General features: G+C 29.1%; 15 protein-coding genes. 11 read left to right on the forward strand and 4 right to left on the reverse strand.

The genetic code is table 11. The features are described 5' to 3' along the window. Positions 1-44 precede the first annotated feature (44 nt). The gene (locus tag V2W16_RS07945; RefSeq protein ID WP_329384037.1) at positions 45-2,780 is read left to right on the forward strand and encodes a calcium-translocating P-type ATPase, PMCA-type; all 2,736 of its coding nucleotides are present in this window, start codon (positions 45-47) and stop codon (positions 2,778-2,780) included. A 10-nt stretch (positions 2,781-2,790) separates the two neighbouring features. Here the strand turns inward: V2W16_RS07945 and V2W16_RS07950 are convergent, their stop codons facing one another. Then, the gene (locus tag V2W16_RS07950) at positions 2,791-3,744 is read right to left on the reverse strand and encodes a Gfo/Idh/MocA family protein (RefSeq protein ID WP_329384040.1); all 954 of its coding nucleotides are present in this window, start codon (positions 3,742-3,744) and stop codon (positions 2,791-2,793) included. Between the two features lie 133 nt (positions 3,745-3,877). On the opposite strand from V2W16_RS07950, the gene V2W16_RS07955 reads away from it, so the two are divergent. From V2W16_RS07955 to V2W16_RS07975, 5 genes are all read left to right on the forward strand, one after another. Beyond that, a complete protein-coding gene (locus V2W16_RS07955; protein ID WP_207669790.1) occupies positions 3,878-4,426 on the forward strand; it encodes a Sir2 family NAD-dependent protein deacetylase in 549 nt (182 codons plus the stop codon). Positions 4,427-4,481: 55 nt separating this feature from the next. Further along, positions 4,482-4,760, forward strand: coding sequence for a hypothetical protein (locus V2W16_RS07960; protein ID WP_138268722.1), 279 nt, complete (start codon positions 4,482-4,484; stop codon positions 4,758-4,760). Positions 4,761-4,763: 3 nt separating this feature from the next. Further along, the gene (lplA, locus tag V2W16_RS07965) at positions 4,764-5,765 is read left to right on the forward strand and encodes a lipoate--protein ligase (protein WP_329384045.1); all 1,002 of its coding nucleotides are present in this window, start codon (positions 4,764-4,766) and stop codon (positions 5,763-5,765) included. Positions 5,766-5,935: 170 nt separating this feature from the next. Next, positions 5,936-6,460 (forward strand): hypothetical protein, encoded by a 525-nt coding sequence (locus V2W16_RS07970; RefSeq protein WP_253229994.1) that lies wholly within the window; start codon positions 5,936-5,938, stop codon positions 6,458-6,460. A 66-nt stretch (positions 6,461-6,526) separates the two neighbouring features. Further along, positions 6,527-7,897 carry an aldehyde dehydrogenase gene (locus tag V2W16_RS07975; protein ID WP_329384050.1) on the forward strand — a complete coding sequence of 457 codons (1,371 nt, stop codon included), beginning with the start codon at positions 6,527-6,529 and terminating at the stop codon, positions 7,895-7,897. Between the two features lie 31 nt (positions 7,898-7,928). Here V2W16_RS07975 and V2W16_RS07980 read toward each other — a convergent pair whose 3' ends face one another. After that, a complete protein-coding gene (locus V2W16_RS07980; protein ID WP_329384053.1) occupies positions 7,929-8,630 on the reverse strand; it encodes a DUF554 domain-containing protein in 702 nt (233 codons plus the stop codon). A 174-nt stretch (positions 8,631-8,804) separates the two neighbouring features. Between V2W16_RS07980 and V2W16_RS07985 the strand changes: the two genes are divergently transcribed. From V2W16_RS07985 to V2W16_RS08005, 5 genes are all read left to right on the forward strand, one after another. Next, positions 8,805-9,800, forward strand: a complete 996-nt coding sequence (locus V2W16_RS07985) for an ABC transporter substrate-binding protein (RefSeq protein WP_329384056.1) — start codon at positions 8,805-8,807, stop codon at positions 9,798-9,800. 17 nt (positions 9,801-9,817) lie between these two features. Beyond that, complete coding sequence (locus V2W16_RS07990) at positions 9,818-10,579, forward strand: ABC transporter ATP-binding protein (RefSeq protein ID WP_329384059.1); 762 nt, start codon at positions 9,818-9,820, stop codon at positions 10,577-10,579. Beyond that, positions 10,566-11,375: an ABC transporter permease gene (locus V2W16_RS07995; RefSeq protein ID WP_329384062.1), complete on the forward strand. Its 810-nt coding sequence runs from the start codon at positions 10,566-10,568 to the stop codon at positions 11,373-11,375. The genes V2W16_RS07990 and V2W16_RS07995 overlap by 14 nt, the downstream gene beginning before the upstream one ends. 168 nt (positions 11,376-11,543) lie before the next feature. Beyond that, positions 11,544-12,614 (forward strand): NAD(P)H-dependent glycerol-3-phosphate dehydrogenase, encoded by a 1,071-nt coding sequence (locus tag V2W16_RS08000; RefSeq protein ID WP_329384065.1) that lies wholly within the window; start codon positions 11,544-11,546, stop codon positions 12,612-12,614. Positions 12,615-12,624: 10 nt separating this feature from the next. Next, positions 12,625-13,083 (forward strand): RpiB/LacA/LacB family sugar-phosphate isomerase, encoded by a 459-nt coding sequence (locus V2W16_RS08005; RefSeq protein ID WP_253229989.1) that lies wholly within the window; start codon positions 12,625-12,627, stop codon positions 13,081-13,083. 102 nt (positions 13,084-13,185) lie between these two features. Here the strand turns inward: V2W16_RS08005 and V2W16_RS08010 are convergent, their stop codons facing one another. Both V2W16_RS08010 and V2W16_RS08015 read right to left on the reverse strand, forming a co-directional pair. After that, positions 13,186-13,938 (reverse strand): hypothetical protein, encoded by a 753-nt coding sequence (locus tag V2W16_RS08010; RefSeq protein ID WP_329384071.1) that lies wholly within the window; start codon positions 13,936-13,938, stop codon positions 13,186-13,188. A 9-nt stretch (positions 13,939-13,947) separates the two neighbouring features. After that, positions 13,948-15,297 (reverse strand): MurT ligase domain-containing protein, encoded by a 1,350-nt coding sequence (locus tag V2W16_RS08015; RefSeq protein ID WP_329384074.1) that lies wholly within the window; start codon positions 15,295-15,297, stop codon positions 13,948-13,950. Between the last annotated feature and the right edge of the window lie 213 nt (positions 15,298-15,510).

The following is a 15,510-nucleotide window of genomic DNA, read 5'->3' on the forward strand; positions in this document are numbered from 1 at the left end:
TAGTTAAGAAAAAGTTAAGAATTGATAATTAATAAATTTTATTATTGATTTATAAACAAAAACCGATAAATTATACACATTTATATAAATATAATTTCTATAAAAGGAGGCGTATTATGTTTTTTAATGTAGAGGTTGATGAAATTATAGAAATGTTACATAGTGATAAAGAAAAAGGGCTAAGCGAAGAAGAAGCAAATTTAAGGCTTGAAAAATATGGAGAAAATATTTTAATTGAGGAAAAAAGAAATACTTTTTTAGATATCTTTTTATCTCAATTTCAGGATTTTCTTATTATTGTTCTTTTAATCGCTGCTGCTGTTTCTTTTTTTATAGGAGAGGGAAGAGATGCAATTATGATACTAGTTATAGTAATAGTAAATGCGTTAATAGCATCTTTCCAAGAATATAAGGCAGATAATGAACTTGAGGCATTAAAAGAGCTTAGTGTTAACGAAGCAAAAATAATAAGAGATGGACAAGTTATAAAAGTTCCTTTTAATAAAGTTGTGGTAGGAGATATAGTTTATGCCGAAAGCGGTGATTTAATTGCCGCAGACGGAAGAATTATAAAAAGCAATAATTTGAAAATAGATGAATCTTCTCTTACGGGAGAAAGTATCCCAATAGATAAAGATAATAAAATTATAAAAAAAGAGAAAGTTGCTCTTGCTGAAAGGCGTAATATGGTATATTCTTCGGGGATTGTAACTTATGGAAATTGTACATATATTGTAACGGCTACAGGTATGGACAGCGAAATAGGCAAGGTTGCCAAGATGATTACATCGCAAGAGGAAAATATAACTCCAATGGCAAAAAAGACAAAAGAAATAGGAACTGTTCTTTCTCTTGGATGTTTAGGGGTTTGTATTGCTATTTTTATTATAGGTTTTATTCATGGTAATAAACCTTTAAATATGTTTATGACAAGTGTTTCTCTTGCTGTCGCCGCAATACCGGAGGGACTTCCAAGTGTAATAACCATTGTTCTTTCTATAGGTATAACAAGGCTTAGTAAAAAAGGTGCTATTATAAGAAAAATACATGCCGTTGAAACGCTCGGAAGTGCAAACGTAATATGTTCAGATAAAACAGGAACATTAACACAGAATAAAATGAGTGTGGAAAAAGTTTATATTGCAAATAGAATTATAGATAAAGATGAGTTTTCTACAAATAAAAGCATAGCTTTTAAAATGCTTATTAATGTTGCGTATGATTGTAACGATGCAAATCTTTATTATGATGAGAAAGGTAAAGAAGTTAAAATAGGGGATAGCACTGAGGTTGCATTGGTTAGACTTGCAAAAGAAAGTGGAATAGAAAGAGAAAGGAAAATTAGATTTGACGAACTTCCTTTTGATTCTAAAAGGAAAATGATGAGCTGCATTTATAGGGAAGATAATAAATATATCGTGTATGTAAAAGGGGCTAGCGATGTTTTGATAAATAAATGCTCTCATTATGTTTGTGAATCTAATGTAAAGAAAATAACTGATGATTTAAGAGAAGATTTTTTATCTCAAGTGGACAAGCTTTCAATGGAAGCATATAGGGTTATGGGGTATGCTTATAAAGTTTTGGATAATTTACCTGATAAAGAAAATGTAGAAGATAATCTCATTTTTGTAGGTCTTACGGCTATGATTGATCCTCCAAGGGAGGAGGTATTTGAATCAATTGAAACTTGTAAAAAAGCAGGAATAAAACCTGTTATGATTACAGGAGATCATAAACTTACAGCTGAAGCTATTGCAAAAAAACTTGGAATATTGAAAAATGATGAAGAGTGTATAAGTGGATTGGAACTTGAAAGTTTGAGTGATAAAGCACTTGAGAAAAGAATAAATAATATAAGCGTTTATGCAAGAGTTACACCGAAAGATAAAGTAAGGATTGTTGAAGCTTATCAAAAGAATGGTAATATAGTTGCAATGAGTGGAGATGGCGTTAATGATGCTGCAGCACTTAAAAAAGCAGATATAGGATGTGCAATGGGAATAACAGGGACGGATGTTGCAAAAAGTGCCTCTGACATGATTTTATGTGATGACAATTTTTCAACAATAGTTATGGCAGTAAAAGAAGGTAGAGGGGTATTCCAAAATATAAAGAAAGCCATACATTTTTTGATTTCTTGTAACATCGGAGAAATTATTACATTATTTTTTGCAACAATACTTAATTATCCTATGCCTCTACTTCCTATACACATTTTATGGGTAAACTTAGTTACAGATTCTCTTCCTGCACTTGCTCTTGGAGTTGACCCTTCAGAGGAAAATATAATGGAAAAGAAACCTGAAAAGAAGGATAACAATATATTTACTCCTGGTTTTAGCATAAGAGTTTTATTTGAAGGATTACTAATTGGTTTTGTTACATTGGTTGGTTTTTGGTTTGGTAATACCTATTATTCTCTTGAGACGGGAAGAACCTTTGCTTTCTTGATACTTTGCTTATCTCAGTTATTTCACACATTTAATGTAAGGGCAATGAATGAAAGCTTGTTTGACAATCCTCCAATGAAAAATAAGGTTCTTATACTTGCAAATATAGTTTCAACTTTGCTTGCAATAATCATTGTTATAGTTCCATTTTTTAGAGAAATATTTGAATTATCTGCACTTGATCCAAATAAGTGGGACTTTGTTTTAACTTTATCTCTAGTTCCTTTGGTAAGTTCTGAAATCGTAAAACTTGCAAAAGACTTGTTTGTGGAAGAAAATAGTCTTTTGAGACAGGGAAGAAATGATAAACAAAAAAAGACTGTTTAAACAGTCTTTTTTATTTCCATGAATTTTGTATGTTTTCAAGTATTTCTACGTTATGTATTGTCATTTCTTTTGTTATAACATCACTTGTTAATTTGCCTTCTATAATACAACTATTAAAATGATTAATTTCATATGTCATTTCACATGTAGCAGGATGATAAACTTCTTCATTATCTCTGTCATCATAATAGTGTATTGTCATTTTATCAGCTTTATAGAAGTTATCCATTTCAATGTAACCTTCACTTCCATAGATAAACAATTTGTTTAATAATTTAACATATCCTGATATTTTGCTTGTAGCTAGAGTATCATTTCCTATTTTAAAGTTAAGCGTGCATTCTTTGTCCCCGCCAAATTCTTCGCTTTTAAGTCTCATTCCAAAGTATTCGCTTATTGGTTTACCTAAAACATATTCGATATATTCTATACAATATACTGCATTTGTGAAAAATACTCCGCCGCCTTTTGATAAATCAAGAGTCCAAGCATTGTAATCTCCAGGGAAAGAAGTCGCAAAGTCCATAAGACCTATTTCACCGATTTGTTTTTCTTTAATTATTTCTTTTACTTTATTTGTAACAGGAAGAAAAACTTCTTTTTGTGCTTCTGCCAAAAATAGATTTTTTTCTTTTGCAAGTTCAAATAATTCTTCTGCTTGTTTTTTTTCTAAAACCAATGGTTTTTCGCAAACTACATGTTTGCCTGCGTTTAATGCATCTTTAATATTTTGATAATGAGCAAAGTTTATAGTTGCTATATATATTACATCAACTTCATCATCATTATATAATTCTTCATAGCTTCCGTAGTATTTTCCTATATTTAATTCTTCTGCTTTTTGTTTTGCTTTTTCTTCTCCTCTTGAAGCTATTGCAACAACTTCTCCGTTTTCGCTTTCTCTTACACCTTTTACAAATCTTGGAACTATCGACGCTGTGCTTAATATCCCGTATTTAACCATTTTACTATCTCCTCATATTTTATATAGATAATTATACACTAAATAGATTTATTACTAAAGTATAACTTCTTGAATTTGAATAATTTAAAGGGTATAATTATATAATAAATTTTTAAGATAAGGGATGATAAAAATGATTATAGCGTTTACCGGAGCAGGTATATCAAAACAAAGTAATATTCCGACTTTTATGGAAAGACCTGATGTAAGAGAAAAACTGTTTAGAGATTTTGCCATATTACATCCAAAAGAATATAACGAAACAATCAGACAATTAAAAGCAAATATGAATGGAGCTGAGCCTAATGATGCTCATTATGCTTTAAGTGAATACAATATTCCAATTATTACAATGAATATAGATGGACTCCATACAAAAGCAGGAAGCGAACCTTTGGAGCTTCATGGGGGGCTGCCTGAAGATGACGAAATGGATATAGCATATAAATTACGCAATAAGCCTGTTTTATATGGAGATCCAGCTCCTAATTATCAAAAGGCTTATGAACTTGTTTCTACAATGAAACCTGGAGATGTATTTCTTGTTATAGGCTGCTCTTATCATACTGCTATTGCTTGTGATTTAAGAGAAGTAGCAAAAAGCAGAGGTGCAAAAATTGTAGAGATACAAGAAGATGCTCAAAAAAATGTAAGAAAAGTATTAGAAGAATTGACAAAATAAAAAATAATATCTTGGGAAAGAATATTATTATATTGTTTTCTTAGGAGGTAAGATTATGAAAGACGATTATTTGCAAGGTATATTGGTTGCTAATAAGAAACTTGGCGTTCTTGGTTGTAGTCAAGATGTATTTACACAACTTGAAAAATACAATGATGAATTTTTAGATGACCTTTTAAATGCTCTTGTAAAGTTTACAATGATTGAAACAAACGGTGTTGTAAATAAGTTTGCAAGATATGATACTTGTGTAGGTAATATTACAATATATACTAAAAAAGGACCAAATGACGAAGTGTATACAAATATATTATTTTCCGGAGAGATTATTTAGATTATGAAATATATAAAAACTGACTTTAAAGTACCTTACTATAACATGGCTTTTGAAAATTATGTAATGAATAATGATAAGTTCGATGATGATTATTTCTTTTTTTATATTCACGTTCCTTCAATTATAGTTGGAAAACATCAAAATACAATCGAAGAAATAAACAGTGAATATGTAAAAAAGAATAATATCATTGTTGCAAGAAGGAATACGGGAGGAGGAGCAGTGTATCATGATGAAGGGAATTTGAATTTTTCTTTCATTACAACAAAAAAAGATGATATAAAAGAAATTGATTTTGAAAAATATACTACTCCTGTAATAAAAGCATTAAAGAAACTGGGAATTGATGCTGTATTAAGCGGAAGAAACGACATACTTGTTGATGGAAAAAAAATAAGTGGCAATGCGCAGTGTATGAACAAAAAGAAAGTGTTACATCATGGAACTATAATGTTTGATGTTAATGTTGAAGCACTTGTTAATGCTTTAAATGTCAGCGATATAAAGATAACTTCAAAGGCAATAAAATCCGTAAGAAGCAGGGTTTTGAATATTAAAGATATGATAAACAGAGATATGGATATTTATGAATTTAAGGATTTTATTTTAAATGAAATATATAACAATGAGGATATTGATGAATACATACTTTCAAAGGAAGATATTGAGAATATAGAAAAACTGGTTAAAGAAAAGTATGGAACTTGGGACTTTAACTATGGATATTCGCCTAAATTTACAATAAAAAATAAAAAGAAAATAGAGGGCGTAGGTATAATTGATATTATGCTTGATATAAAAAACGGACTTATAAATGATATTAATATAAGCGGAGATTATTTTTCTGTTAAAGAAACCAAAGAGCTTGAAGATAATTTAAAAGGTATAAGATATAAAAAAGAAGATGTATTTAAACTTTTAAGTAATATAAATATATCTGATTATATTATAAATATTAAAAATGATGATTTTATTAAAATTTTATTTAATGAAAAAGACTGAGGATAATCAGTCTTTTTTATTATTTTTTTGCTTAATGCATATATATTAATATAGTCATTATTAGAATGTCGTTAGAATCTTATAATTATATTAAAAATAACAAATTATATAAAAATTTTACAAATTTTGTGCTAATATATGTTTATGTCAAAACGGAGGCGTAATGTAGAATGAAAATATTTCTAAAAAATAATGAAAATAGAATAAAAAAATCAAAATTAGGATTTAGTTTTACAACTTTGTTTTTTGGGCCATTTGTACCTTTGTTAAGAGCAGATTTTTTCTGGACATTAATAATGCTTTGCACTTATTTTGTTGTGGGATATATTCAAGATAAGTTTAATTTAATTTTACTAAATAGGTCTTTTACTTTGTTATGTATATGGTTTGTAATAAATTTGGTTTTTGCTTTTATTTATAATAGAAACTATGTGAAAACTCTTCTTTTAAATGGTTTTATGGGATATGATGAGGAAAATGAAGAAAAACTTAAATCAAAAAACATGAGTGTTACAAAAGAACAAATTGAAGAGTATCAAAATAAAAAAGAAGAAAAAAGAATTAAGAAAATAAATAAAAGACAACAAAGAGAGGAAAAAGAAAGAGAAAGACTTAGAAGAAAAAAAGAAGCAAAGCAGCTTAAAAAAGAAGAACAAGAAAAAAAGAATAATGCTAATAAAAATAGCGATAATTAATATTAAATTATAAAAATATACTTATATATTTAAGTATATTTTTTTGTATAAAATAGCGGTGATAATATGGAAATAAAAGAAAAAATAAAAATTCAGAATAAATTTTTTAATAGCGGCAAGACCTTAGATATTAATTTTAGAATAGAACTTTTAAATAATTTAAAAATGGGAATTCTTAAAATGGAAGAAGAAATTTGTGAAGCTATAAAAAAAGATTTAGGTAAAAGTTATTATGAAAGTTATATGTGTGAAATTGGAATGGTTTTAACTGAAATAAACTATATGATAAAACATATAAAGAAATTTAGTAAAATAAAGAAAGTTAAAACACCGATATCACAGTTTTATAGTAAAAGTTACAAGGTAAAGGTTCCTTATGGTTTAGTTCTTATTATGAGTCCTTGGAATTATCCTTTTATGCTCACGATTTCTCCTTTAGTAGATGCAATAAGTGCGGGAAATGTTTGTGTTGTAAAGCCAAGTGCTTATTCAAAATATACAGGTGAAGTATTAAAAAAGCTTCTTGAAAAATATTTGCCTAAAGAAGTAGTAAGTGTTGCAATTGGAGGAAGAGAAGTAAATAGCTTTTTACTTGATTTAAAATATGATTATATATTTTTTACAGGTAGTGTAAGCGTTGGGAAACTGGTTATGGAAAAGGCAAGTAAGAATTTAACACCCGTAACGTTAGAACTTGGAGGGAAAAGCCCTTGTGTTGTTGATGAAAATACAAATTTGAAACTTGCAGCAAAAAGAATAGTATTTGGCAAATTTTTAAATGCAGGACAAACTTGTGTTGCTCCTGATTATCTAATTGTAAAAGAAAATATAAAAGATAATTTTATAGAATTGTTAAAAAATGAAATATCAATTCAATACGGAGAAGAGCCTCTTAAAAATAAAGATTATGTAAAAATAATAAATGAAAAGCATTTTAATAGAATTGTATCTATGTTAAAAAAAGAAGATATAATTTGGGGAGGGAAAGTTGCCAGAGCAAATTTAAGAATTGAGCCTGCAATAATAGATAATGTAACATTTGAAAGCGCTTGTATGAAGGAAGAAATATTTGGGCCTATTCTTCCTATAATGACGTTTAAAACAAAAGAAGATATTGTAGAAATAATAAACCATAACAAAACTCCATTAGCTTTATATTTGTTTTCTAATAATAAAGCTTTAGAAGATTATATTTTATCAAGAGTTAATTTCGGGGGTGGATGTATAAATGATACCATTGTTCATCTTACAAACGAATATATGGGGTTTGGAGGAGTAGGTAACAGTGGTATGGGAAGTTATCACGGAGAATATGGGTTTAATACTTTTTCTCATGAAAAAAGTATACTTAAAAGAAGCAATTTAATTGATATTAATCTAAGATATCAGCCTTATACAAAGAAAAAAGAAAATCTTATAAAAAAAATTTTAAAATAAAAAGAAGAGTTTGTACTCTTCTTTTTTGTTTTTAAAAAATTAAAGCATATAAAATAGGGATTAAAAGTCCCGGAAGCATATTTAAAACTTTTATTTCTTTTATTTTCATTAAGTCAAGACCGATACATACAATCATTGCATATCCAACCAGACATATGTTATTTATAAGTGCATCAGATAAATAAGGAGATAAATATATTCCAAGAATTGTTATTGCTCCTTGATAAATTAAAACGGTTAAGCTTGAAAAATATACTCCAAACCCTAAAGTTGAAGCGAATAATATTGCTATTGTTCCGTCAAGTATTGATTTAGTGAAGAGAATTGTATGATCTCCTATAAGACCGTCATTTAAAGAGCCTATTATTGCCATTGCCCCTGTGCAGAATAAAACCGAAGCAGGAATAAATCCATCTGAAAATCCTTGTATTGAAAGTTTATTTTCTAATTTTTTTATTATCTGATTTGTCTTATAGTCTATATTTAAGATTTCACCGATAAACGTTCCTATTACCAAACTTAAAACAAGTAATAATACATTATTTGATTGTAGTACTCCTTTATTATCTACTGTAATACTAGAAGTGATTATTCCAAGTATGCCTATTATTACAGTAGAAAGTCCCAGAGCGGTTTTTAAGTTATTCTCTATTCTTTTATTTATAAATTTTTTAAAAAGCATTCCTATGGTACTTCCAAATAAAATTGCAATAACATTTACTATTGTTCCCATTTATTACCTCTTTGCCATATTAAGTTATTGATTGTTTTAATTTCATAATTAATATTTGTATCTAATATATTACTATTAAAATTTTTGTTTTTCAATAAAAGACTTTTTATATAAGTACAAAATTAAATAAATCAGCATACTATAATGGTGAATAACAATTTGGGAGGTAGTACATTGAAAAAGATTATTGCACTTTTAGTTAGTGCGTTTGTTTGCTTATCTTGTTTTATTGGGTGTGGAAACAATAAAGATGAGGGACTTGCAACTGTGAAAGTCAGCGAAGTTGCTCGTTCAATCTTTTATGCACCTCAATATGCGGCAATTAGTCTTGGATATTTTGAAGAAGAAGGTATAAATATTGAGCTTACAACAGCACAGGGAGCCGATAAAGTAACTGCTGCGGTTTTAAGCGGGGATAGTGATATTGGGTTTTGCGGTCCGGAAGCAACAATTTATGTTATGCAGGGAGGTCAAGAGGATTATTTAATAAACTTTGCTCAAGTAACAAAAAAAGATGGATCATTTTTAGTTGGTAGAGAAGACAGTAAAGGTAATTTTAAATATTCTGATTTAATAGGAAAACATATTATTGCAGGAAGAGCCGGTGGTGTTCCTGAAATGACTCTTGAATATGTACTTAAAAAGAACGGTTTAGATATTAAAAAAGATGTGACATTAGATACCTCAGTGCAATTTGCTGCAATGGCAGGAACTTTTGTAGGAGGAACCGGTGATTATGTAGCATTGTTTGAACCTAGTGCAACAGAAGTTGAAGAAAATAAACAAGGATATGTTCTTAAGTCAATAGGTGAAGAAAGCGGTGAAGTTCCTTATACCGTATATAATGCAAGAAAAGGGTTTATAGAAGAAAATCCAAATCTTATTCAAAGTTTTACAAATGCTGTTTCTAAAGGTTTAAAATACGTAAATAGCGCAAGCAGTGAGGAAATTGCAGATAACATAGCAGAATTTTTCCCTGATACAGATAAAGATACTTTAGTTAAAGTAATTGACAGATATAAAAGTATTGATGCATGGAATAATACACCTGTTATAACACAAGATGCTTTTAACAGACTTCAAGAAATTATGACAATGGCTGGACAGCTTGATGAAAAAGCAGCATATGAAGATTTGGTAAATACTACATTTGCAGAGAAAACAAAATAAATAAAGGAGTATGAGTGATGAGAAAACCTTTATTGGAAATTAGAGATTTGGTGAAAAACTTTCATACGAAAAACAGCATAATAACTGCAGTAGAAGGGTTTTCTCTGGATGTATATGAAGGTGAATTTATAGCTTTGGTAGGTCCAAGCGGTTGTGGAAAAAGTACTATTTTATCGATGCTTTCTAATTTGATTAAGCCAAGCAGCGGTACTTTTGCCATAAACAAACAAAACCCTACAATAGGTTATATGCTGCAACAAGATGAATTGTTTCCTTTTCGTACCATATTAAGTAATGCATTACTTGGTCTTGAAATAAGATCAAGAGGAAAAATAGATGATAAAGATAAAAAATATGTAATGGAACTTTTAAAAATGTATGGTTTGGAAAATTTCATAAATGCTTATCCAAAGCAATTATCAGGAGGAATGAGGCAGAGAGTTGCTTTAATAAGAACTCTTGCTCTAAAACCCGATATACTTTTGCTTGATGAACCATTTTCAGCTCTCGATTATCAAACAAGGCTTGCCGTAAGTGAAGATATAAGTTTGGCTATAAGAAGAAGTAATAAAACTGCAATACTTGTTACTCATGATTTATCAGAGGCTATTTCTTTGGCTGACAGGGTGGTTGTAATTTCTCAAAGACCGGCAAATATAAAAAATATATATGAAATTAATCTTTCCGTTGATTCTTTAAGTCCAGTTGAAAGGCGTAAAGCAAAGGAATTTGCTGATTATTATGATAAAATATGGAGGGATTTGGATGTGCATATATGATGATTTAAAGAAAAAAGAACATGAAAATTTCTTAAAAAATATAAAAAAAGAAAATTTTATAGTTTTGTTTTGGAAAGTTGCGATTTTAGTATGTTTTGTTTTGATTTGGGAACTAAGTGCAAAAATGGGATGGATTAATCAATTTATTACATCTTCTCCAAGTAGAATTTTTAAAACAATAGTGGATTTAATAAAAACAAACGGGCTTTATAATCACCTCTTTATTACAACTTTTGAAACTGTAATGGGTTTTAGTATAGGTACAATTCTTGGAACGATAATAGCAATGATGTTATGGTGGAGTGATAGGCTTGCAAAGGTACTTGATCCTTATTTGGTTGTGTTAAATGCTTTACCTAAAGTAGCATTAGGTCCGGTAATAATCGTATGGGCCGGAGCAGGAATGGGTTCTATTTTAATTATGACTCTTGCAATTTCAATTGTTGCAACAATAATAGGTGTATATTCCGGATTTATGCAAGTCGAGGAAGAAAAGATAATACTGCTTAAGACTTTTAATGCAACAAAGATGCAAATTTTTTCAAAAGCAGTTTTTCCTTCAAGTATAGAAAATATAATAAATGCTTTAAAAATAAACGTAGGTCTTTCATGGGTAGGCGTTATAATGGGAGAATTTCTTGTAAGTAAAGAGGGTCTTGGGTACTTAATTGTCTATGGTTCACAGGTATTTAATCTTGATCTTGTTATGGCAGGAGTCGTTATTTTATCGGCTGTTGCAGGAATTATGTATTTTTTAGTTTCATTCTTAGAGAAAAAAATCATTAAATATAATTAAAATATATTGAAAAATTTTCACTTATCGTATATAATAAATATAACTTAATAGAAAGTTTTGGAAGAGAATTAGAGAAACCATAACGAAATGCACATGTTACATGTGTTATTATGTTATGGTTTTTTTATATAAAATATAGTAATTAAAATAAAGAGAGGTACATATAATATGGCTAATGTAACAATTCTTGGTGCAGGGGCGATGGGAAGTGCCCTTTCTACTCCACTTAGAAAGAACGGACACAATGTAAACTTATGGGGGACTCATCTTGATACTGAAATTATCGATCAGTTGAAAAAAGACGGAACTCATATAAAACACAAATGTAAACTTGCAGACGGAATTAAGTATTTTTACAATGAAGAACTTGAACAAGCTATGGAAGGCGCAGATTTAGTTATAATGGGTATAACAAGCGACGGTCTTGCAAGTGTATTTAAAAAAGCAATTCCTTATTTAAAAGAAGGAATGGTTGTAGGTAGTGTTTCAAAAGGTTTTGAATACGATCTTGAACAAAAAGACAAAGTAATTATTCTTCCTGATATTTTAGAACAATTACTTCCTGAAGAATTAAAAGGAAAAATTCCTTTGGTATTTGTTGGCGGACCATGTAAAGCTGTAGAAGTTGTATGGGAATGTCCAAACTCAGTAGATTATGCAAGCAGAGATATTGAAGCAGCAAAATATATGAGAAGTCTTCTTGCAACAGATAAATATAATGTAGGTGTTACAACTGATGTAATCGGACTTGAAATTTGTGCGGCAATGAAAAATGCTTATTCAATCGGTCTTGGAATGGCTGAAGGTTTTAAAGAACTTGAAGGTAAAAACAACAATAACTGTAAAGCAGCTTTATTCACATTTGCAGTTGCTGAAATGGGCGTTTTAACAAAAGCAATGGGCGGAAGTTATGCTTCTGTTATAGGTCAACCGGGTGTTGGAGATCTTGAAATTACATGTGAAGCAGGAAGAAACAGAATTTTAGGTGAAGTTGTAGGTGCTGGGACTCCGGGAACAAAAGCCATAAAGAAAATGAGAGATGAAGATATAACAGTTGAAGGTTATAATGCGATAAAATTTGCTTGGGAACTTGTAGCTCAACTTGAAGAAAAAGGAGTATTAAAAAGAGAAAAACTTCCTTTCTTGGAAGCTTTGTATGAAATTTTATACAACGATGCTCCATCATATGAAACAATCGTTAAAGTAATGAATAAATGTACAGGTTTTGATTACGAATAGGAGGAAGAATATGAAAAAAATAGTATTAGGTGCAGATGCAGTAGGTTTACTTTTAAAGGATGAAATTGTTAAATTTTTACAAGACGAAGGATACGAAGTAACTGATTTAGGAGTTAAAGATGAAAATGATAAAACTTTTTATGCTCATATAGCAGAAAAAGTTGCATTAGCCGTAAGAGATGAAGATTATGACAGAGGTTTATTATTCTGCGGAACAGGTATTGGAATGAGTATTGCTGCCAATAAAGTTCCTGGAGTATGTGCAACTGTTTGTCATGACCCATATTCAGCAGAAAGAGCAAGCTTAAGCAACAATGCACAAATTATCACTATGGGATACAGAGTTATTGGTAAAGAAACAGCAAAAGTTGTTTTAAAACACTGGTTAGACAATGACTTTGAACAAGGTTGTAAGAGTCAAAGCAACGTTGATGAAGTAATGAAGCTTGACGAAAAATATCGTAAATAATTATTTTAATAATTATATATGTTTACCATTTTTTCTTTTTGGTAGGAAAGCCGCTTTTAGCGGCTTTTTTACATATAAAAAAAGAACCTTATCGGTTCTTTTTTATTGAACAGGTTCTTTTTTACTTATAAAGTCTTTTATTGTTTCTTTTGAAGCTTCTTCAATAGAAAAATCTAAATCGATATTTTTAATTTCAATATCTTTTTTATTTGCTATATCTAGTAATATTTCTTTTGTTAACCATGGATTTTTAATAAAAACAGGTCCTAATGCATTTGTATAAATTAAATTATTTTTTCTTGCTCCTTCTTTATGGTTTTTGTCATTTCCAAGTCCGTAGTTTACACTTCCGAAAGGAGTAATTTCATCACTGTTAAAAGTCATGTCAATTGAATTAATTTGGCATGATATTATTTCCATATCTTTACCATCTATATTAGCATTAAATGTTAAATCATCACCATATATCCATTTTCTTTCTGTTGCTGTCATATCAAATACATTTAAGCCTTCTTTTTCTCTTCCGTCTTCAAATTTAATATTTTTTGCAAGTATTGCACCTGTTGTGCCAATTGCAAACATATATTTATTTTCGTTTACGTATTTCTCAAATTCGTCTCTTTGATTATTAAAAGTTTCTACTATTGTGTCCATTACTTTTAATTCTCCAGGAGATAAAAGTATAATATCGAATTTGTCAAAGTCAATTTTTTCGTTTGGGCTGTCAATTCTTGTAGTTTTTAATTCTATACCCATTTCTTTTGCTATTTTCTCAAAAGCAAGAACATTTCCTCTGTCTCCGTGAAGGTTTAATATATCGGCATAAAGGTAAGCTAAATTAATTTCTTTTCCCATTTTTTTCTCCTATAAATTGTTTTTCTTAACATAATTTTTGATATCTATAAATGTTTCAAGCCATGTTATTAAATAAACATTTTTACATTCAGCTTCATCTACTTTTTCAAGTATTTTTTCTACATCATCTGTATTTAATATATCTATTTTATCTTTTTCAACACCTTCATAGATAAATCTGTTTGCAGTGTCATAACATACATATTCAGAGAATGCGATATATTTTTTTATATTTGAATTAACAAGTGGTGTGAAATTACAGTCATATGCATAGAATGTGTTTGTATAGTGAGGTGGCTCGTCTTTTATTATACAAAGTCCTAGTATAAATGTTTTTTCTGTTTTATCATTAGCCACTACATCTATGGCAGATTGTAATGTTTCAGGGTTTTCTTGTTTGATTCTTATATATTTAAGTTCTTTATCTTTATACTTAATTGTTTCTATTCTTCCGCCAATATTAACAAAAGTATTAAATGAATGTTGCATTTGTTCTTTTGTAAGTCCAAGTTTGTCGGCAAGTGCTATAACAAGAGCATAGTTATACATCATGAAAGGAACGTTATATGGCATTTTGAATGTTGTTCCATCATAAGTAAAAGTTGCGTTTTCAAAATCAACGTCTTTCATTTGATAAACAGGTTTGTCTTCGCTTTTAAAACCACAGTTTGTACAATTAAAATTACCTACATTGTCAACATTGTAATAATTAAAGTTAACTTTATGATTACATTTTGGACAAGGCATTGTAACAGCAAGCCTGTCATTATCAACTACAGATCTTTCATTTCTTTCAACACTGTAATATGTTATATCATCTGCAAAGTCTTCAAATGATTTACTTCTTGGTTCTTCATTGTTTAAATATAAATGCATATCTTTTGTTACAACATCTTTTATTTTTCTATAAATAAAGTCAGGGTCAGCATTTCTGTGTACTTGGTCTTTTTGAAGATTTGTTATAACAAGATGTTTTGCTGGGATAACTCTGTGAATGTTTTTTAATGATCTTTCATCTATTTCAAAAACAAAATATTCAGGCTTTAATTTTCCGGTTAAAGTAGAGTTTTTGATTAATGTTGTTGTTATTCCGGCAATTAAATTTGCACCTTCAAGATTTGATGCAACGCTGTAATTGTTTGATTTTAAGACATGGTGTATTAAGTTTGTAGTTGTAGATTTTCCGTTTGTTCCAGTTACAAATATTACTTTATTGTAGTCAATATTCTTAAATCCCAAAGGAAAATTTTTATTAAGCTTTAAAGCTATTTTACCGGGAAGGTCTGTTCCTCTGGTTTTATCAATAATATTAATAAGCAGGATAATCAATTTAGATATTATCATATCAATATAAAACATACATCGTACCTCTTTTTCTTATATTTTACGGTAAATTATTGTATCATAACTATAAAAAAAAGTATAGTGATTATTAATTTGTCTGAAAATTAAATTTCTATTATATTTTTAATTATGTTACATTTGGTTTCGTAAGAAAAACAAAAAAAACTTTTTTTTGCTTGTTGTCTTTAAAATCTTTGACAAAAGAAACTTTGTAAAGTATAATATATT

It is taken from the genome of Anaerofustis butyriciformans (genome assembly GCF_036289385.1).
Taxonomy (GTDB): Bacteria; Bacillota; Clostridia; order Eubacteriales; family Anaerofustaceae; genus Anaerofustis; species Anaerofustis butyriciformans.

What these genes read in the sequence shown, in the direction of transcription:
- V2W16_RS07950 (WP_329384040.1), bottom strand. Translation starts at nt 3,744, where the DNA reads ATGGTTAAATACGGGATATTAAGCACAGCGTCGATAGTTCCAAGATTT.
- V2W16_RS07955 (WP_207669790.1), top strand. Translation starts at nt 3,878, where the DNA reads ATGATTATAGCGTTTACCGGAGCAGGTATATCAAAACAAAGTAATATT.
- V2W16_RS07960 (WP_138268722.1), top strand. Translation starts at nt 4,482, where the DNA reads ATGAAAGACGATTATTTGCAAGGTATATTGGTTGCTAATAAGAAACTT.
- lplA (WP_329384045.1), top strand. Translation starts at nt 4,764, where the DNA reads ATGAAATATATAAAAACTGACTTTAAAGTACCTTACTATAACATGGCT.
- V2W16_RS07970 (WP_253229994.1), top strand. Translation starts at nt 5,936, where the DNA reads ATGAAAATATTTCTAAAAAATAATGAAAATAGAATAAAAAAATCAAAA.
- V2W16_RS07975 (WP_329384050.1), top strand. Translation starts at nt 6,527, where the DNA reads ATGGAAATAAAAGAAAAAATAAAAATTCAGAATAAATTTTTTAATAGC.
- V2W16_RS07980 (WP_329384053.1), bottom strand. Translation starts at nt 8,630, where the DNA reads ATGGGAACAATAGTAAATGTTATTGCAATTTTATTTGGAAGTACCATA.
- V2W16_RS07990 (WP_329384059.1), top strand. Translation starts at nt 9,818, where the DNA reads ATGAGAAAACCTTTATTGGAAATTAGAGATTTGGTGAAAAACTTTCAT.
- V2W16_RS07995 (WP_329384062.1), top strand. Translation starts at nt 10,566, where the DNA reads ATGTGCATATATGATGATTTAAAGAAAAAAGAACATGAAAATTTCTTA.
- V2W16_RS08000 (WP_329384065.1), top strand. Translation starts at nt 11,544, where the DNA reads ATGGCTAATGTAACAATTCTTGGTGCAGGGGCGATGGGAAGTGCCCTT.
- V2W16_RS08005 (WP_253229989.1), top strand. Translation starts at nt 12,625, where the DNA reads ATGAAAAAAATAGTATTAGGTGCAGATGCAGTAGGTTTACTTTTAAAG.
- V2W16_RS08010 (WP_329384071.1), bottom strand. Translation starts at nt 13,938, where the DNA reads ATGGGAAAAGAAATTAATTTAGCTTACCTTTATGCCGATATATTAAAC.
- V2W16_RS08015 (WP_329384074.1), bottom strand. Translation starts at nt 15,297, where the DNA reads ATGTTTTATATTGATATGATAATATCTAAATTGATTATCCTGCTTATT.